This is a genomic window from Crenobacter luteus, from assembly GCF_004345725.1.
Lineage (GTDB): Bacteria > Pseudomonadota > Gammaproteobacteria > Burkholderiales > Chromobacteriaceae > Crenobacter > Crenobacter luteus.
Genome location: NZ_SLXG01000024.1, coordinates 1 through 18,358, shown reverse-complemented (window position 1 = coordinate 18,358; position 18,358 = coordinate 1). Strand labels below are relative to the sequence as shown.

Below are 18,358 nucleotides of genomic sequence, written 5' to 3'. Positions count from 1 at the left end.
CTTTTCATAAGAGCCATTAAAGCAAAATAGATAGTGCCAATCCGCTTTGCGAAAGCCGATGTCGCATCCGGACAAGCCGGGGCGCCGCGCGTCACGCCTGCGTCGCGAGGTAGCGCCGCTCCCACGGCGTGATCTCCGCCAGGAAGCTCTCGAGCTCGACCTCCTTGGCCGCGACGAAGGCGGCGACGAATTCGTCGCCGAACAGCGCGCGCGGGATGTCGCTCGCCGTCATCGCCGCGAGCGCGGCGTCGAGCGAGCGCGGCAGCGCGGTCGGCGCGTCGCAGAGGAAGACGTTGCCCTCGACCGGCGCGGACGGCGCGAGCCCGCGCTCGACGCCGTACAGGCCGGCGGCGAGGCTGGCGGCCAGCGCGAGGTAAGGGTTGGCGTCGCAGCCGGGCAGCCGGTTCTCGACGCGGCGCGCCTCGGGATCCGTCAGCGGCGCGCGCAAGCCCACCGAGCGGTTGTCCCAGCCCCACGCCAGGTTGACCGGCGCCGCCATATGGCGCGTGAAGCGGCGGTAGGAATTCACGTAAGGCGCCAGCAACGGCATCAGCGACGGCAGGCAGGCCTGCAGGCCGGCGAGGTAGTGGCCGAACAGCGCGCTCGGGCTGCCGTCGGCGTTGCTGAACAGATTGCGGCCGCCGCCGCTCTCGACGAGGCTCTGGTGGATGTGCATCGAGCTGCCCGGGAAGCCGGCGAGCGGCTTGGCCATGCACACGGCGTACAGCCCATGCGCGAGGCCGACTTCGCGCAACGCGTACTTGAACAGGAAGGCCTGGTCGGCCAGCGCGAGCGCGTCGCCGTGCCTGAGGTTGATCTCGAACTGGCTGGGTCCGAGTTCGTGCACGAAGGTGTCGCCGTCGATGCCGAGCGCGTCGAGGGCGTCGAGGGCGTCGTGCAAATCGTCGAAGAAGCCGGAAAACTCGTTCAACGCCGAGAAGCTGAACGCCGAGTGGCCGACCTCGCGCCGGCCGCAGCGCGCCGGCGGCGGCGTGAACGGCCGCTCCGGGTCGGGGTTGGCCGCGAACAGGTAGAATTCCAGCTCGGGCGCGACGATGGGCCGCCAGCCGCGCGCCGCGTAGCGCGCGAGCACGCCCTTGAGCACGTTGCGCGACGCGATCGCCGTGGGCTTGCCGTCGAGATCGCGGCCATCGTGGATCGCCAGCGCGCGGCGGCCTCCCGACCACGGCACCGGCCGCAGGCTCTCGTAGTCGGGCGCGAGCACCATGTCCGGGTCGCGCTCGCCGTAGAAGCGGTAATCGGGGAAATCGCCGACCACCGTGTGGATCGCCACCGCACGCGCGACGCGCAGCTCCTGGCCGGCGACGAACGCCGCCGCGGGCAGCGTCTTGCCGCGCGGGTAGCCGTTCAGGTCCGGCAGCAGGCACTCGACCTCGCGCACCGGGTGCGCGTCGAAAAAGGCCGCGACACGGCCCGGCAGCTTCGGTGGCTTCATCCGGCGCCCTCCTTCGGGTGCGGGTGGCGACGCGGCTGGCCCGCCCCGTCGCGGCCCGCCCGTCCAATTCGAAGGGTAGTACCAAACGGGGACGCCAGGGACGCCAGACAAGCGGGGCTTGGCGGGGGCGACGCGGGGAGGGACGGCGGATCGGGCACCGGAAAACGGGGGCGCCGGGCCGGCCGGCGCTCAGTCGCGCAGTTCGCGGCCGGTCAGCTTGAGGAACACGTCCTCGAGGTTGGCCGGGCGCCGCACGTAGCGCAGCCCCTCGGCGTCGAGCCGCTCCTCGAGGTCGACCAGGCCCTCGCCGTAGAAGAAGGCCGTCTCGCCGGAGACTTCGAGCCGCACGTCGGCCAGGCCGGCCGCGCGCGCCCACGGCACCGCGTTGTCGCCGTAGATCTCGATCACGTCGGGCTCGATGTGGCGGTCGATCAGCGCGCGCGGGCTGCCCTCGGCGATCAACTGGCCGTGGTCGACCACCGCGAGCCGGGTGGCGAGCCGCTCGGCCTCGTCCATGAAGTGGCTGGTCAGCACCAGCGTCTTGCCGGCCTGCATCAGCTGGCGCAGCCGCTCCCAGATCAGGTGCCGCGCCTGCGGGTCAAGGCCGGTGGTCGGCTCGTCGAGGAACAGGATGTCAGGGTCGTTGACCAACGCGCGCGCCAGCGTCAGCCGCCGCTTCATGCCGCCAGAGAGCTCGCCGACCTTGGCCTTCTCGCGGCCGGACAGGCCGGCGAATTCGAGCCAGTACGGCACCTTCTGCCATAGCTGCGCGTCGGGCAGGCCGAAGTAGCGCCCCCAGACGACCAGATTCTCGGCGACGGTGAAGTCGGGGTCGAGGTTGTCGAACTGCGGCACGACGCCGACGCGCGCCCTCGCCTCGCGCGCGCGCGCCGGCACCGGCTCGCCGACCAGCCAGATGCGCCCGCCGTCGGGCGCGACCAGGCCGAGCGCGAGCTTGAGCGTCGTCGTCTTGCCGGCGCCGTTCGGCCCCAACAGCGCGAAGCACTCGCCGCGCCGTACGTGGAAGGACAGCTTGTCGACCACCGTGCGGCCGTCGTAGCGTTTCTCGAGTTGTTCGACCTTGAGCACCGCTCCCCCATATTCTTGTCATGGCTTCCCCGGCGGAAGGCCAAGGGCTATCATAGCGTAATGCCGCGGCCGGACCGCTTTGTCCGGGCGCGGCATTGCATTTTTCGCAAGGCGTTTTTTGGAGAGTCCGATGTCCACCCTGCCCGCTATCACCGTATCCAGCCTCGACTACGCGCGCCTGTCCGCGCTCATCGACCGCACGCCGGCCAAGGAGGTGCCGGGCGTCACCGCGCTGGAAGCGGAGCTGGAGCGCGCCGACGTGCTCGAGCCGGCCGAAATGCCCGCCGGCGTGATCACGATGAACAGCCGCGCCACCGTCCGCGACGAGGCCAACGGCGAGGTGCGCACGCTGACGCTGGTCTACCCGCAAGACGCCGACCTTGCCGCCGGCAAGATCTCCATCCTCGCGCCGGTCGGCAGCGCGCTCCTGGGCCTGTCGGTCGGCCAGGCGATAGACTGGCCGCTGCCGACCGGCGGCACGACGCGCCTTGTCGTGCTGTCGGTCGACTGGCAGCCCGAGGCGGCCGGCGAACTGACGCTGTAAGCCTCGCGCTCCGCTCAAAAAGGCTCGGCCAACCTTTGAGGGTTGGCCGATTTGCCGGGCAAGCGCCGGGGGATCTGTGCCGCGCCGGCCCGAGCGGCGAGGCGGCGCGCCCCGCTACCAGCAGCGCTGGATCATTTTCGCCAGCGGCACCAGCTTGCCGTGGAAGAAGTGGCCGGTGCCGGGGAAGACGACGACCGGCAGGCCCTGCGGGCGCGCCCAGTCCATCACCGCCGACAGCGGGATCACCTCGTCCTCCTCGCCGTGGATCACCAGCGTGTCCGCCGGCACCTCGGGCGTCGGGATCGCGTACTTGCCGACCGCCACGCCCATCAGCAACAGCTTGTCCGCGTCGATGCGCGCGCGCGTGCGCGCGACGACGAAACCGCCGAAGGAGAAGCCGGCCAGCGCCAGCGGCAGCTCGCCGTGCACGCCTTTCGCGTAGTCGACCACCGCGATCACGTCGTCGACCTCGCCGGCGCCGTGGTCGTGCTCGCCGTCGCTGTCGCCGACGCCGCGCAGGTTCGGCAGGTAACAGGCGTAGCCCAGCTGCGACAGCGCCTTCGCGGCGGTCTGCACCACCTTGTTGGTGTTGGTGCCGCCTTGCAGCGGGTTCGGGTGGCAGATCACCGCGATGCCGCGGCTCTCGCCCTGCGCGGGCACGAAGAGGGTCGACAGCTTGCCGGCCGGGCCGGCGATGTCCAGGGAGTCGGGGCGTTTCAGCATCAGATCTTCAGCCTTTCCACCACGCGGCCGTTGAGCAGGTGTTCCGCGACGATCTCGTCCAGATCCTCTTCGTCGACGAAGCTGTACCAGGTTTCCTCCGGGTAGACGACCATCACCGGGCCGTCGTCGCAGCGGCCGAGACAGCCGGCCTTGTTGATGCGGACCTGGCCTTCGCCGGCAAGGCCGAGCGCCTTGACCTTGTCCTTCATTTTGCCGAGCAACTCGGGCGTGCCGAAGTTGGCGCAGCAGGCCTCGCCCTCGGCGCGCTGGTTGCAGCAGATGAACACGTGATGCTTGAAGTAAGACATTGATATTCCTCGGTTAACCGTCCGCGTCCGCCCAGCCGCTCGCGCCGTGCAGCGCGGCGTTCTCGAACTTCGCGTAGTGGCCGACGAAGGCCAGCCGCACCGTGCCGGTCGGGCCGTTGCGGTGCTTGCCGATGATCGCCTCCGCCAGCCCCTTGTCGGGCGAGTCGGCGTTGTAGTACTCGTCGCGGTACATGAAGATGATGATGTCGGCGTCCTGCTCGATGGCGCCAGACTCGCGAAGGTCGGACATCATCGGCCGCTTGTTCGGGCGCTGCTCGACCGCGCGCGACAGCTGCGACAGCGCGATCACCGGCACCTGCAGCTCCTTGGCCAAGCCCTTCAGGCCGCGCGAGATCTCGCCCAGTTCCGCCGTGCGGTTGTCGCCGCGGCCCGAGCCCGACATCAGCTGCAGGTAGTCGATCACGATCAGGCCCAGCTTGCCGCCGTGCTGGCGCGCCAGGCGCCGCGCGCGCGCGCGCAACTCGAGCGCGGTCAGCGCCGGCGTCTCGTCGATGTACATCGGCGCCTCGGACAGCTTGCCGATCGCGTAGGTCAGCTTCTGCCAGTCCTCGTCGCCGAGTTTGCCGGTCCTGAGCACGTGCTGGTCGAGCCGGCCGACCGAGCCCAACATCCGCATCACCAGCTGCGCGCCGCCCATTTCCATCGAGAACACCGCCACCGGCAGGCGGCTCTCGACCGCGACATGCTCGGCGATGTTCATCGAGAACGCGGTCTTGCCCATCGACGGACGGCCCGCGACGATGATCAGGTCGCCCGGCTGCAAGCCCGAGGTACGGGCGTCCAGGTCGATGAAGCCGGTCGGCACGCCGGTGACCTCGTCCGGGTTGTCGCGGCTGTACAGCATGTCGATGCGCTCGACGACCTCCTTCAACAGCGCCGGCATCTCGAGGAAACCCTGCTTGGACTTGGCGGTCGACTCGGCGATCTGGAACACCTTGCCCTCGGCCTCGTCCAGAAGCTGCGCGGCGTCGCGCCCCATCGGCGCGTACGCCGCCTCGGTGATCTCGGCGCCGACCTGCGCGAGCTGGCGCATGATCGAGCGCTCGCGCACGATCTCGGCGTAGCGGCGGATGTTGGCCGCCGACGGCGTGTTCTGCGCCAGCGTCGCCAGGTAGGCGAGCCCGCCGACGCTGGCCAGCTCGCCGTTCTGTTCGAGCGCCTCGGACACGGTCACCACGTCGGCCGGCCGCGACAGCTCGATCAGGCGCGCGATGTGGCGGAAGACCAGCCGATGGTCGTGACGGTAGAAGTCGGCCTCGGCCAGCACGTCGGCGATCTTGTCCCAGGCCTGGTTATCGAGCATCAGCCCGCCGAGCACCGACTGCTCGGCCTCGATCGAGTGCGGCGGCGTACGGATCGCGACGGTATCGTTGTCAAGCGACGGAATGGCTTCGTTCATGGTCAACCCGAATGACTGGGGCCGCGGAAAGGCGCGGCGTAAAACGCGGATTTTAGCAGTTTTAGGCGTGCTGGCCCGCGACAAAACCCGACGACCACGCCCACTGGAAGTTGTAGCCGCCGAGCCAGCCGGTCACGTCGACCACCTCGCCGACGAAGAACAGCCCCGGCACCGCCTTGGCCATCATCGTCTTGGACGACAGGCCGTCGGTGTCGACGCCGCCGCGCGTGACCTCGGCCTTCTTGTAGCCCTGCGTGCCGTTCGGCAGCAGCCGCCAGCGGTGCAGCGCCTCGGCCAAGCGCGCGGCCTGCTTGGGGTTCAGGTCCTTGACGCGGCCGGCGAAGCCCTCGGCGTCGAGCCAGGCCTCGGCCAACCTTTTCGGCCAGCCGGCGTCGGCGAGCCAGTTGGCGAGCTTCTGCTCGCTGCCGGCGGCGGCCGCGAGCAGTTCGACGGCCGAGCGGCCGGGCAACAGGTCGATGACGAGCGCCTCGCCGGGCCGCCAGTACGACGAAACCTGCAAAATCGCCGGACCCGACACGCCCTTGTGCGTGAACAGCGCCATCTCGCGAAAGCCGGCCTTGCCGGCCTTCGCCTCGACGTCGAGCGAGACGCCCGCCAGCGCCGCGAAGCGCGCCGCGTCGTCGGCGTGGAAGGTCAGCGGCACCAGCGCCGGCGCCAGTTCCGTGACGGCGAGGCCGAACTGTTCGGCCAGGCGGTAGCCGAGCGGCGTCGCGCCGATCTGCGGGATCGACAGTCCGCCGGTCGCGACGATCAGGCTCTCGCTCTCGAAGGCGCCGCGCGAGGTCGTCACACGGAAGCGCTCGCCCTTCCCGACCGATTCGACCGCGGTCGACATCAACCGCGTGACGCCGCCCAGACGGCACTCGGCGTCGAGCATGTCGATGATGCGCTGGCTCGAATCGTCGCAGAACAGTTGGCCGAGCGTCTTTTCGTGGTAGGGAATGCCGTGGCGCTCGACCAGCGCGATGAAGTCGTGCTGGGTGTACTGCGCCAGCGCCGAGCGGCAGAAATGCCGGTTCGCCGACAGGTAACAGTCCGGCCGGACGTTGAGGTTGGTGAAGTTGCACCGCCCGCCGCCGGAAATGCGGATCTTCTCGGCCAGCTTGGCCGCGTGGTCGATCAGCAGCACGCGGCGGCCGCGCTGGCCGGCGCTGGCCGCCGCCATCAGGCCGGCCGCCCCGGCGCCCAGCACGATCACGTCGTAAAATTCCATAACCTTATTACTTTACTGTTTTTGTCAACTATTGGCTTAGAACCGGCAATTCCATTACACTTTTCGCGCAGAGCACCTATGCTATCTGTTTCCACCTCAAGGAGAGCACAATGGAACACAAACTGCCCGAACTGCCGTACGCGCTGGACGCGCTGGCCCCGTACATCTCCAAGGAAACCCTGGAATACCACTACGGCAAGCACCACCAGACCTACGTCACCAACCTGAACAACCTGATCAAGGGCACCGAGTTCGAAAACGCCTCGCTGGAAGAGATCGTCAAGAAATCGTCCGGCGGCGTGTTCAACAACGCGGCCCAGGTATGGAACCACACCTTCTACTGGCTGGGCTTCGCCCCGAACGCCGCCGGCGAAGAGCGCGCTCCGAGCGGCGCGCTGGCCGACGCGATCAACGCCAAGTGGGGCTCGTTCGACGAGTTCAAGAAGGCCTTCAACGCCGTGGCCGCCGGCACCTTCGGTTCGGGCTGGGCCTGGCTGGTGAAGAACGCCGACGGTTCGCTGGACCTGGTGTCGACCTCGAACGCCGCCACCCCGCTGACCACCGACAAGACCCCGCTGCTGACCTGTGACGTGTGGGAACACGCCTACTACATCGACTACCGCAACAGCCGCCCGAACTACCTCGAGTCGTTCTGGAAGCTGGTGAACTGGGAGTTCGTGGCCAAGAACTTCGCCTGATAGGCGTCCCCGGCCAACAAAAAACGCGAAGCGAACGCTTCGCGTTTTTTTGCGCCCGCGCCGCCGGCAAGCGGCGGCGCGCACGGGCTTACTCGGCCGGCTGCTGGTTCACCGTCACCTTGTACTTCTCGCGCAGCAGGTTCAGGTAGCTGGTCGCCTGCGCGTTGGCGCTGACCTCGGCCAACAGCGCGGCGATCTGCGCACTCTCGTCGGCGCTGGCCGGTTGCGGCGCGCGCACCGACGCGACGTTGAACAGCGCAAACTCGCCGTTCGGGCGCTTGACGCCGGTGTAGGCCGGCACGCTCTTGGCCGGCACCGAGAACACCGCGCGCAGCTCGGCGACGCCCAGCGCGCCCGGCGCGCGGCGCGACACCTCGCCCGCGTCGGTCCACGCGAGTCCGGCGACCGGCTTGCCCGCCTTCAGATCCGCCAGCGCCGCCTTGCCGCGCGCCTCGGCCAACTTGGCGCCCTCGCGCGCGACCAGCTCGGCGCGGATCGCGTCCCTGACCTCGGCGAGCGGCTGGGCGCGCTCCGGGCGGTGCTCGACGGCGCGCACCACGACGATGGTGTTGTTGCCGACGTCGACCGGCTCGCTGTTCTGCTTCTTCTTGAGCACCTCGTCGCTGAAAGCGGCCTCGACCAGCTTCGGATGCGCGAACAGCGGCACCGCGACATTTTTGTCACCCTTGACCAGCCAGTCGGCGGTCTCGACCTTCAGGCCCAGCGCGTCGGCCGCCGGCTTGAGCGAAGCGCCGTGCTGGTAGACGAGGTCGGACAGCCGGTCGGCGTCGACGCGGAAGGCGGCGCCGGCCTTCTGGCGCTTGAGCCGCTCGACGGCCTCGGCGCGCGCGACCGCCGGGTCGGCCGACTTGACCGCCTCGAGCCTGATGATGTGGTAGCCGAACTCGGTCTCGACCACGTCGCTGATCTGGCCGGGCTGCATCCGGAACACCGCGTCGTCGAAGGGCTTGACCATCATGCCGCGCGTGAAGAAGCCCAGGTCGCCGCCGTTCGCGGCGCTGCCCGGATCCTGCGACCGCGCCTTCGCCAGCTCGGCGAACTTCGCCGGGTCGGCGCGCAGCGTCTTCAGCAGCGCCTCGGCCTCGGCCTTGACCTTGGCCTTGTCGGCCGGTTTGGCGTCCGGCGCGACCGTCAGCAAGATATGCGCGGCGCGGCGCTCCTCCTTGCTGCTGTCGGCGGCGGCGCGTTCACGCAAATACTTGTCGACCTCGGCGTCGCTGACCGTCTGGCGCGCGGCGACGGCGTCCTGCGACAGCACCAGGTATTCGAGTCTGACCGCCTCGGGCGCGTTGAAGCGCTTGCGGTTGGCGTCGTAGTAAGCCTTGAGCGCCGCGTCGTCGAGCCTGACCTCGGCGGCGAACGCCTCGGGCCGGAACAAGGCCATCTTGACCGCACGCGTCTCGCCCATCAGACGCGCGACCTGCTCGACCTGGGTTTTCGACACGAACTGGCCGTCGAGGAAGGGCAAGAGCTGCTCCTTGAGCAGCATGTCGCGCGCGATCTGCCCTTCGAAGGCCTGCGACGTCAGGTTGCGGCTGGCGAGGAACTCGCGGTAGCGCGCCTCGCTGAACTTGCCGTTTTCCTGCAGCACCGCCAGCCCGGCGATCGCCCGGCGCAGCGCTTCCGGCGTCGCAGTCAGCCCTTCGCGACGCCCCTCGGCCAACAACAATTCCTGGCGGATCAGGTTCTCGAGCGCGGCCTGGCGCGTCGCCGCGTCGGCGACTTCGCCTTCTAGCACGCGGTCCAGGTCCTGCTTGTAGATCTTCGCCTTGTCCACCTTGGCGAGGAAGGGGTCGTCCACGGCGGTGCTGTAGCTGCCGACGCCGAAACCGACGAAGGTCAGCGCGACAGCGCCGAGGATCACTTGCAGCGCGAGTTTGTTGTTATGAACGAAATCAAACATGGCGTAGGCGTAGACGGGCGATGGATAAGAAAAAAGGTGAACGCGACCGGTTCACCTTTTCGTATTCTGGCGGAGCGGACGGGACTCGAACCCGCGACCCCCGGCGTGACAGGCCGGTATTCTAACCAACTGAACTACCGCTCCAGATGTGGTGGGTGATACTGGACTCGAACCAGTGACCTCTGCCGTGTGAAGGCAGCGCTCTACCAACTGAGACTAATCACCCCTCGTCACCCGGCGAGTAGCTCGGGCAACGAAGGCGCATTATAGCGCGTCTTTCAGTGCTTTGCCAGCACGGAATTTCGGGGAACGCGCCGCCGGGATGGTGATGGATTCGCCGGTTTTCGGATTGCGGCCGGTACGCTCGGCACGTTCGCCGACGTAGAAAGTCCCGAAGCCCACCAGGGTCACGTCTTCGCCTTTTTTCAGCGAATCGGTCACCGCGGCGATGATGCCGTCGAGCGCTTTGGAGGCCGACGCTTTGGAAATATCGGCGTGTGCTGCGATAGCATCGATCAGTTCAGACTTGTTCACGGACAGTCCCCTTTCGTCGTTCTATTGGACTAGGTCATTCGGATAAGACGCTAGCTTTATAACAAGGCGAAAATCGCCATGTCAAGCGAGCCTCACGGTCAGCCCGCAAAGTACCAGACCGGCCGCAAACCCGCAACAGGCAAGGCTTTCACGCTCTTGACAAATGAATCAGTGCGTCCGTACCGGCACCGCTGCGGCGGGGTCCGCCGGCGGGGCCACGTCGACCGCGGCGGCCTCTTCGGACAGCGGCTCGGGCTGGCGCTCGAGCGCCAGCTTCAGCACTTCGTCTATCCACTTAACCGCATGAATTTCCAGCTTTTGTTTGATATTGGCCGGAATCTCGACGAGGTCCTTGACGTTGCCGACCGGGATCAGCACATGCTTGATGCCGCCGCGGTGCGCCGCCAGCAGCTTCTCCTTCAGACCGCCGATCGGCAGCACTTCGCCGCGCAGCGTGATCTCGCCGGTCATCGCGACGTCGGCGCGCACCGGAATGCCGGTCAGCGCCGACACGATGGCCGTCGTGATGCCGATGCCGGCGCTCGGACCGTCCTTCGGCGTCGCGCCCTCGGGCAGGTGGATGTGCATATCGAACTTCTCGTGGAAGTCCGGACGGATACCCAGCAGGCGCGCACGGCTGCGCACCACGCTCATCGCCGCCTGGATCGACTCCTGCATCACTTCGCCGAGCTGGCCGGTACGGATGATGCCGCCCTTGCCCGGCAGAGACACCGCCTCGACCGTCAGAAGCTCGCCACCGACCTCGGTCCACGCCAGGCCGGTCACCTGGCCGATGCGGTTCTCCGATTCGGCGACACCGTACTCGAAACGGCGCACGCCGAGATACTTCTCGAGGTTCTTGGCGTTGACGGTGACCTTGCCGGCCGGACGCGCCTTCTTGAGCGCCTGCTGCGTGACGACCTTGCGGCAGATCTTGGCGATCTCGCGGTCCAGGCTGCGCACGCCGGCCTCGCGGGTGTAGTAGCGCACGATGTCGCGGATCGCCGACTCCTGGATCGCGACCTCGTCCTCCTTGAGGCCGTTGGCCTGCATCTGCTTGGGCACCAGATACCGGGCGGCGATCGCGACCTTCTCATCTTCGGTGTAGCCGGACAAGCGGATGATCTCCATCCGGTCCAAGAGCGCCGGCGGAATGTTCAGCGAGTTGGCGGTCGCGACGAACATCACGTCGGACAGGTCGTACTCGACCTCGGCGTAATGGTCGACGAAGGAATGGTTCTGCTCCGGGTCGAGCACCTCGAGCAGCGCCGACGACGGGTCGCCGCGGAAATCGGCGCCGAGCTTGTCGACCTCGTCGAGCAGGAACAGCGGATTCTTGACGCCGACCTTGCTCATGTTCTGCAACACCTTGCCCGGCATCGAGCCGATATAGGTGCGGCGGTGACCGCGGATCTCGGCCTCGTCGCGCACGCCGCCGAGCGCCATGCGCACGAACTTGCGGTTGGTCGCGCGCGCGATCGACTGGCCGAGCGAGGTCTTGCCCACGCCGGGCGGGCCGACCAGGCACAGAATGGGCGCTTTGAGCTTGTCGACGCGCTGCTGCACCGCGAGGTACTCGAGGATGCGCTCCTTGATTTTCTCGAGACCGAAGTGGTCCTCGTCGAGAATGGCCTCGGCCAGGCCGATGTCCTTGCTGATCTTGGTCTTCTTCTTCCACGGCAGATCGAGCAGGATGTCGATGTAGTTGCGCACCACGGTGGCCTCGGCCGACATCGGCGACATCATCTTCAACTTCTTGAGCTCGGACAGCGCCTTCTCGCGCGCCTCCTTGCTCATGCCAGCGGCCTTGATGCGCTTCTCGAGCTCGTCAAGGTCGCTGGCCTCGTCGAGCTCGCCCAGCTCCTTCTGGATCGCCTTGACCTGCTCGTTCAGGTAGTAGTCGCGCTGACTCTTTTCCATCTGGCGCTTGACGCGGCCGCGGATGCGCTTTTCGACCTGCAGGATGTCGATCTCACCCTCGAGCTGCGACAGCAGGTGCTCGAGGCGACCCTTGACGTCGAACATCTCGAGCACAGCCTGCTTCTGCTCGAGCTTGAGCGGCAGGTGGGCACTGATCGTGTCGGCCATGCGGCCGGCGCGCTCGATACCCGACAGCGAAGTCAGGATCTCGGGAGGGATCTTCTTGTTCAGCTTGACGAATTGTTCGAACTGGGTCAGCAGCGCGCGGCGCATCGCCTCGATCTCGGTCGTGTCGTCGCCGTCGCTGGCCAGCGGCGCGGCGTCCGCGACGAAACAGCCGTTGTCCTCGCGCACCTCGTGCACGACGGCGCGCTGACGCCCCTCGACCAGCACCTTCACGGTGCCGTCGGGCAGCTTGAGCATCTGCAGCACGGAGGCGACCGTGCCGACCTTGTACAGATCGTCGGCCGACGGCTCGTCCTTGGCCGCCGAGCGCTGCGCCACGAGCAGGATCTGCTTGCCCTCGTCCATCGCGGCCTCGAGCGCCTTGATCGACTTGGCGCGGCCGACGAACAGCGGGATCACCATATGGGGGAAGACCACCACGTCGCGCAGCGGCAACAGCGGCAGCGTCGTGTCTTCGAGGAGTTCGGCGGGTTGCGTCATGTCATCTGACCTTGCGTGATGAATGGGGTTTGTTGTTGAAATGGGGCGACGCGACATTTATTCAAGCCACCCCATACTAATCCAGCGACCGGGCAAAAACAAAAACCGCCCGTGCGGGCGGTTTGTGAAACGCGACCAGACTTGCGCTCAGGCGGTCTGCTGCGTTGCGTCGTCCTCGCGATAGACCAGCAGCGGCTTGTCGCCCTTCTCGACCACCTTCTCGTCGACCACCACCTTTTCGACGCCCTCGAGCGACGGCAGTTCGTACATGGTGTCGAGCAGTGCGCGTTCGATGATCGAGCGCAGGCCGCGCGCGCCGGTCTTGCGCGCCAGCGCCTGCTTGGCGATCACGCGCAGCGCCGACGGGCGCACCTCGAGCTCGACGTTCTCCATCGAGAACAGCTTCTGGTACTGCTTGACCAGCGCGTTCTTCGGCTGCGTCAGGATGCTGACGAGCGCCTCCTCGTCGAGCTCCTCGAGCGTGGCAACCACCGGCAGGCGGCCGATCAGCTCGGGAATCAGGCCGAACTTGATGATGTCGCCCGGCTCGACTTCCTTGAACAGCGTCGAGACGCTCTTGCCGCCCTCCTTAGAAGCGACCTCGGCGCCGAAGCCGATGCCACCCTTCTCGGAGCGCTGGCGGATGATCTTATCGAGGCCGTCGAAAGCGCCGCCGCAGATGAACAGGATGTTGGTCGTATCGACCTGGATGAACTCCTGGTTCGGATGCTTGCGGCCGCCCTGCGGCGGCACCGAGGCGACCGTGCCCTCGATCAGCTTCAACAGCGCCTGCTGCACACCCTCGCCCGACACGTCGCGGGTGATCGACGGATTCTCGGACTTGCGCGAGATCTTGTCGATCTCGTCGAGGTAGACGATGCCGCGCTGCGCCTTCTCGGCGTCGTAGTCGCACTTCTGCAGGAGCTTCTGGATGATGTGCTCGACGTCCTCGCCGACGTAGCCGGCCTCGGTCAGCGTGGTCGCGTCGGCGATCACGAACGGCACATCCAGGAGCTTGGCCAACGTTTGCGCCAGCAGCGTCTTGCCCGAGCCGGTCGGCCCGATCAGGAGGATGTTGCTCTTGGCGAGCTCGACGTCATCCTTGGCCGACGGCGTGTACAGCCGCTTGTAGTGGTTGTACACCGCGACCGACAGCGTCTTCTTCGCCAGCTCCTGGCCGATGATGTGCTGGTCGAGCGCGGCGCGGATCTCTTGCGGCGTCGGCAGCGGCGGCGCCGAAGCGTCGCCCTCGCCCGTTGCCGCCGGCGTCGCCTGCTCGTCGCGGATGATGTCGTTGCACAGGTCGACGCACTCGTTGCAGATGTAGACCTGCGGGCCGGCGATCAGCCGCGTCACCTCGTGCTGGCTCTTGCCGCAGAAGGAGCAGAACAGCAGATTGTCGTTGCTTTGCTTGTCGGTCATGGACTTGCGTTCCTATCAGGCCTGCGCGTCCAGTCGGGACGCCAGCACCTTGTCGATCAGGCCGTAGGCTTGCGATTCCTCGGCCGACATGAAGTTGTCGCGATCGGTGTCGCGCTCGAGATCCTCGACCGGACGGCCGCAGTGTTCGGCCATCAGTTCGTTGAGCTTGCGCTTGATCTTGATCAGCTCGCGCGCGTGGATCTCGATATCGGAAGCCTGACCCGACAGCCCGCCCAGGAGCGGCTGGTGGATCATGATGCGGCTGTTCGGCAGCGCGAAGCGCTTGCCGCGGGTCCCGGCGGACAGCAGGAAGGCTCCCATGCTGGCGGCCTGCCCGATGCACAGCGTCGACACGTCCGGCTTGATGAATTTCATCGTGTCGTAGATCGACAGACCGGCGGTCACCGAGCCACCCGGCGAGTTGATGTAGAAGTAGATGTCCTTGTCCGGGTTCTCGGACTCGAGGAACAGCATCTGGGCCACCACCAGGTTGGCCGACTCGTCGGTGACGGGCCCGACCAGGAACACGATGCGTTCTTTCAACAGGCGCGAGTAGATGTCGTAGGCGCGTTCGCCACGACCGCTCTGCTCGACCACCATCGGCACCAGGCCCAGGGCCTGAGGGTCCATCATCGATTTCATCGGCCAACTCCGGTTAGCGGGTTATCAGGCTTGGTTGCCCATCAGCTCGTCGAACGGCAGGTCCTTTTCGCTCACCTTGGCCTTGCCGAGCACGAATTGCACCACGTTGTCTTCCAGCACCATCGAGGTCGGGCCTTCGAGGCGATCCGGGCTCTCGTAGTACCACTTCAGCACGTCTTCCGGCTGCTCGTAGCTCTCGGCGAATTCCTTGATCATCGCCTCGATCTGTTCCGGCTTGGCGTCCAGCTCGTTGGCCTTGACCACCTCGGCCAGGATCAGACCGAGCGCGACGCGGCGCTCGGCCTGCTTGGCGAACAGTTCGGCCGGCAGCGGCATGTCCTTGGCCTTGATGCCGCGCGCTTCGAGGTCGCGACGCGCCTGGTCCATCAGGCGACCCACTTCGAGTTCGACCAGCGCCTTCGGCAGGTCGATCTCGGTGACATCCAAGAGCGCCTGCATCACGTTTTCCTTGGTGCGGGCGCTCAGGCGGCGCTTCACTTCGCGCTCGATGTTCTTGCGGATTTCGGCGCGCATCTTCTCGACGTCGCCGTCCTCGATGCCGAGCTGCTTGGCGAACTCGGCGTCGACTTCCGGCAGCTGGGCTTCGGCCACGTTCTTGACGGTGATGGCGAACACGGCGTCTTTGCCGGCCAGTTCCTTGCTGTGGTACTCGGCCGGGAAGGACACGTTCACGTCGCGCGACTCGTCTTCCTTCATGCCCTTCACGCCGTTTTCGAAGTCGGCGAGCATCTGGCCCTGGCCGATCACGAACGGGAAGTTCTCGGCCGAACCGCCTTCGAAGGCGACGCCGTCGACGGTGCCCTTGAAGTCGATGATCACGCGGTCGCCGTCGGCGGCGGCGCGCTCGACGCGGGTGAAGCGGGTACGCTGCTTGCGCAGGATGTCGATGGTCTTGTCGACTTCGGCGTCGGTCACCGGGGTCACCGGCTTTTCGATTTCCTTGCCGGCCAGCTCGCCGACTTTCACTTCCGGGTACACCTCGAAGGTGGCGGCGAACTTGAACAGGTCGGCGTTATCTTCGTTCGACACCGACTCGAAGCGCGGGTAGCCGGCGACGCGCAGTTTCTGCTCGGCCACGGCGCGGTAGAAATTCTGCTGCACCTGCTCGCCCAGCACTTCCTCGCGCACCTGCGCGCCGTAGCTCTGCTCGACGATCTTGATCGGCGCCTTGCCCGGGCGGAAGCCCTGAATCTTGGCGGTGCGGGCGACGCGCTTGAGGCGCTCCACCACCTGAGCGTCGATATCGGCCATCGGCAGGACGATGTTCAGGCGACGCTCGAGGCCGCTCAAGGTTTCCAGCTGTGCTTGCATGTCAAATCCTTAAAACCAGTACTGAGGCGAATGTAATTGAGCTCGGGGCGCGCCGCCCCAGGCGACAGGCGGCAAGGCGCCACCAAGCTTCTAAAGGGCGCAGTATAACCGCCGACACGTTCTAAGCCAATGTTGCGCCCGGACGCGATGAATTCAAGCCTTCGATCAAAAGCCGCGCCGCCACCCGCGTGGCGCCATCTCTTTGGCGGCGGGCCCGCGACCGGGCATAGGGGGCAGGTGCCCTCGGCCCAGACCGCAGAACCGGAGGAATCACCCTGCCGGTGGAGGCGGCGAGTCACCGGCGCGGCCCTTGCGGCCGACCGCACGCCGACGTGAAAAGGCCCTGCAAAACGCAGGGCCGAACAAAAAAACCGGCGCCGTCTTTGCCGCGGCGCAACAACCGGCCCGCCACCGGGCAGAAACCCGGCCGGCCTCAATAGCCGTAGTAGCCTTTCGGCCCCATTCCCTTCATGGGCGGCTCGTCGGGCAGGACGATCCCGCGCGCCTTCGCCCTCTCCTTCATCATTTCATGATGCTCGCGACGGATTTTTTCCCGTTCCTCGACCGTTCGGGCTCCCTGCATCTTCGCCCTGAATTCGGCCTGCTCCTGCGGGCTCATCAACTGCGCCCCATAACCATGCTCCGGAGGGCGCCCATCCGGAGCCGGCGCGGCGCACGCGGCAAGGGAGAAGAGCGCCGCGAATACCAGGGGAAACCTCATGCCGCACCTCCTTATCACACCCAAACGTCACCCTCTTCGGTATAGCAAGTTGGCCGAGCGCCTTGCCCGGTGTTTTATCGCCGACCCGGATGCACCATGACTGCGCGCGGCATCGAGACGCCGCCCATGCCGTCGCCCTCCAGGGGCGTGCCTGGGGCAGCGCCCGCGCGCGGATGGGAGCCACCCTGCCGCGAAGCTTTCCGCGCAAAGAGCGCCCGCCACCGGCGCACAGACAAGCCAGCGAGTCGCCCCGCTCAGCGCCGTGCGACGATCCTGCGCCCGCTGGCGTCGATCAGCCGCAACTCGCCCGTCTCGCCGATCTCGAAACGGTTCACGCCCTGCAGGACGTCGAGGAAACGCCGCTCCTGATGCATCAACGCCGGCACACAAGCCATCAGCGTGCTCGCCGCCCGGCCAACGCTCAGCCCCTCGCCGCTCAACGCATAGCTCGCCGTGTAGCGATTGCACGACGCGCGGCCGTCCAGCCGGCCGTCGGCGCGGAAATTCAGCGTCACGCGCGAGCGGTCGACGATGCCGCCGCCGTCGATGTCCTCCACCACCCATTCGGCACCGCGTAACAGGACGGCCGGGTCGCCGCCGCAGCCTTGCAGGCGCCGACCGTCGACCGCCACGCTCACGGCCAGCGGGTAAGGCATGCCGCTCATGTCATCGTGGCAAACGCGCGGCGCGGCGGCCACCTCCAGCAGCCGACCGCCCACCGTCGCCGTATAGCGGCGCACGCCGTCGAGCGTCCGCGCCTTGGGCACAGCCCCCTCCAGCGGGCGCCCGCCCAGCTCGGAAAACCGCAACACCCGGTCGATCTCGAGCGACCAGAACGGTTCGTTGCCATGGGCGCGCAGCGTGACCGCGGCATCGCCCGTGGCGCAGGCGGACAGGGTCGCGCACAGCGCCAGCGGCGCGACGAGCCTCCATGCAAGCGGACGGCTCATGCGCCCTCCTTTCGCCACGGACGCGGCGCGGCCAGGTCGCCGGATGTCGAGCGACGCCAGAGTCGGCGTCGCGCAAAGAAAATCGCTGCTTTCGTCCATGGTTTCCTCCTCGTGTCGACCTGCACACCCAACCGATGCCGACCCCGCCCCGTCGCGGGGGCCGCCCGGCGGATGGCCCTGCCCCACGGTAGCCGAAACTGACGGCTTGCGGCCAGAGAGACTGGGACCGGCTTTCAGACGCCGGCCGCCCCCCCCCGACCGACTGCCCGCGGTGGCTCAAGCCCGGGCTGCCTCGGCGTGGCCGAACACGAAAGACTCGACATCGGGGCCGAGATTGCGCCAGGCCGCCTGGCTCATCTCGGTGACGAACAACTGGTCGTTGTCATCCATCTCGTCCCACAGCAACGCGGCGGCCTGCTCGGCGGTGTACTCGCTCCTGACGTACCACAAGTGCGGATTCAGGCGCACCCAGGCGCCGAGCGACTGCAGCTTTTCGACGATCAGTTCGTGCTTCTGACCGGGCGCCAGCAGGTCGTAAGAAATCGCCTCGAAAGAGATGATCAGGTCGCGCGGCATGTCTTCCTCCTGTTTTCGTGACAAATGCCAAAGGAATTTACCAGCTCCCTGTTGCAGACAGGTGGACGGCCGCGCCGAGGCTTGACCTCGCTCAAGTCCCGCGCTTAGAGCCGCTAACAAAACCGCTCGACAAAGCGTAAGCAGATCAAGGAACAAGCCAGCTTGAGCAAGGCGTAATGCGTGTCCAGCCGCCGCTCGA

Annotated in this window: 17 protein-coding genes and 2 tRNA genes; 2 read left to right on the top strand and 17 right to left on the bottom strand. The window is 66.9% G+C overall.

Annotation, left to right across the window (positions count from 1 at the left end):
• Positions 1 to 91: 91 nt before the first annotated feature.
• Positions 92 to 1,456 (bottom strand): glutamine synthetase family protein, encoded by a 1,365-nt coding sequence (locus EV683_RS12345; protein WP_131862984.1) that lies wholly within the window; start codon positions 1,454 to 1,456, stop codon positions 92 to 94.
• 189 nt (positions 1,457 to 1,645) lie between these two features.
• Positions 1,646 to 2,545 (bottom strand): ATP-binding cassette domain-containing protein, encoded by a 900-nt coding sequence (locus EV683_RS12340; RefSeq protein ID WP_066614070.1) that lies wholly within the window; start codon positions 2,543 to 2,545, stop codon positions 1,646 to 1,648.
• Positions 2,546 to 2,675: 130 nt separating this feature from the next.
• Between EV683_RS12340 and rnk the strand changes: the two genes are divergently transcribed.
• Entirely contained in the window at positions 2,676 to 3,089 is a 414-nt protein-coding gene (gene rnk, locus EV683_RS12335) for a nucleoside diphosphate kinase regulator (protein ID WP_066614068.1), read from the top strand.
• Positions 3,090 to 3,203: 114 nt separating this feature from the next.
• Here rnk and EV683_RS12330 read toward each other — a convergent pair whose 3' ends face one another.
• From EV683_RS12330 to EV683_RS12315, 4 genes are all read right to left on the bottom strand, one after another.
• Complete coding sequence (locus EV683_RS12330) at positions 3,204 to 3,812, bottom strand: alpha/beta hydrolase (protein WP_131862983.1); 609 nt, start codon at positions 3,810 to 3,812, stop codon at positions 3,204 to 3,206.
• Positions 3,812 to 4,120, bottom strand: coding sequence for a (2Fe-2S) ferredoxin domain-containing protein (locus tag EV683_RS12325; RefSeq protein WP_066614064.1), 309 nt, complete (start codon positions 4,118 to 4,120; stop codon positions 3,812 to 3,814). The genes EV683_RS12330 and EV683_RS12325 overlap by 1 nt, the downstream gene beginning before the upstream one ends.
• Positions 4,121 to 4,133: 13 nt before the next feature.
• Positions 4,134 to 5,540, bottom strand: coding sequence for a replicative DNA helicase (dnaB, locus tag EV683_RS12320; RefSeq protein ID WP_066614062.1), 1,407 nt, complete (start codon positions 5,538 to 5,540; stop codon positions 4,134 to 4,136).
• Between the two features lie 61 nt (positions 5,541 to 5,601).
• On the bottom strand, positions 5,602 to 6,774 hold the full coding sequence (locus EV683_RS12315) for a BaiN/RdsA family NAD(P)/FAD-dependent oxidoreductase (RefSeq protein ID WP_131862982.1): 1,173 nt from the start codon (positions 6,772 to 6,774) through the stop codon (positions 5,602 to 5,604).
• Between the two features lie 110 nt (positions 6,775 to 6,884).
• On the opposite strand from EV683_RS12315, the gene sodB reads away from it, so the two are divergent.
• The gene (gene sodB, locus EV683_RS12310) at positions 6,885 to 7,472 is read left to right on the top strand and encodes a superoxide dismutase [Fe] (protein WP_066614058.1); all 588 of its coding nucleotides are present in this window, start codon (positions 6,885 to 6,887) and stop codon (positions 7,470 to 7,472) included.
• Positions 7,473 to 7,560: 88 nt separating this feature from the next.
• On the opposite strand, the gene EV683_RS12305 is transcribed toward sodB, so the two are convergent.
• From EV683_RS12305 to EV683_RS12255, 11 genes are all read right to left on the bottom strand, one after another.
• A complete protein-coding gene (locus tag EV683_RS12305; RefSeq protein ID WP_066614056.1) occupies positions 7,561 to 9,396 on the bottom strand; it encodes a SurA N-terminal domain-containing protein in 1,836 nt (611 codons plus the stop codon).
• A 67-nt stretch (positions 9,397 to 9,463) separates the two neighbouring features.
• Positions 9,464 to 9,540, bottom strand: a tRNA-Asp gene (locus tag EV683_RS12300).
• Between the two features lie 5 nt (positions 9,541 to 9,545).
• Positions 9,546 to 9,622: transfer RNA gene (locus EV683_RS12295), tRNA-Val, on the bottom strand.
• 38 nt (positions 9,623 to 9,660) lie between these two features.
• On the bottom strand, positions 9,661 to 9,930 hold the full coding sequence (locus EV683_RS12290; protein ID WP_066614054.1) for an HU family DNA-binding protein: 270 nt from the start codon (positions 9,928 to 9,930) through the stop codon (positions 9,661 to 9,663).
• 168 nt (positions 9,931 to 10,098) lie between these two features.
• Positions 10,099 to 12,516 (bottom strand): endopeptidase La, encoded by a 2,418-nt coding sequence (gene lon, locus EV683_RS12285; protein ID WP_131862981.1) that lies wholly within the window; start codon positions 12,514 to 12,516, stop codon positions 10,099 to 10,101.
• A gap of 147 nt (positions 12,517 to 12,663) precedes the next feature.
• Positions 12,664 to 13,938, bottom strand: coding sequence for an ATP-dependent Clp protease ATP-binding subunit ClpX (gene clpX, locus EV683_RS12280; protein ID WP_131862980.1), 1,275 nt, complete (start codon positions 13,936 to 13,938; stop codon positions 12,664 to 12,666).
• A gap of 15 nt (positions 13,939 to 13,953) precedes the next feature.
• Positions 13,954 to 14,580 carry an ATP-dependent Clp endopeptidase proteolytic subunit ClpP gene (clpP, locus tag EV683_RS12275; RefSeq protein WP_131862979.1) on the bottom strand — a complete coding sequence of 209 codons (627 nt, stop codon included), beginning with the start codon at positions 14,578 to 14,580 and terminating at the stop codon, positions 13,954 to 13,956.
• 24 nt (positions 14,581 to 14,604) lie between these two features.
• Positions 14,605 to 15,912, bottom strand: coding sequence for a trigger factor (tig, locus tag EV683_RS12270; RefSeq protein WP_131862978.1), 1,308 nt, complete (start codon positions 15,910 to 15,912; stop codon positions 14,605 to 14,607).
• Positions 15,913 to 16,345: 433 nt separating this feature from the next.
• Positions 16,346 to 16,633, bottom strand: a complete 288-nt coding sequence (locus EV683_RS12265) for a hypothetical protein (protein WP_066614043.1) — start codon at positions 16,631 to 16,633, stop codon at positions 16,346 to 16,348.
• Positions 16,634 to 16,887: 254 nt separating this feature from the next.
• Positions 16,888 to 17,682: an META domain-containing protein gene (locus EV683_RS12260; RefSeq protein ID WP_131862977.1), complete on the bottom strand. Its 795-nt coding sequence runs from the start codon at positions 17,680 to 17,682 to the stop codon at positions 16,888 to 16,890.
• 177 nt (positions 17,683 to 17,859) lie between these two features.
• Positions 17,860 to 18,159: a hypothetical protein gene (locus EV683_RS12255; protein WP_131862976.1), complete on the bottom strand. Its 300-nt coding sequence runs from the start codon at positions 18,157 to 18,159 to the stop codon at positions 17,860 to 17,862.
• Between the last annotated feature and the right edge of the window lie 199 nt (positions 18,160 to 18,358).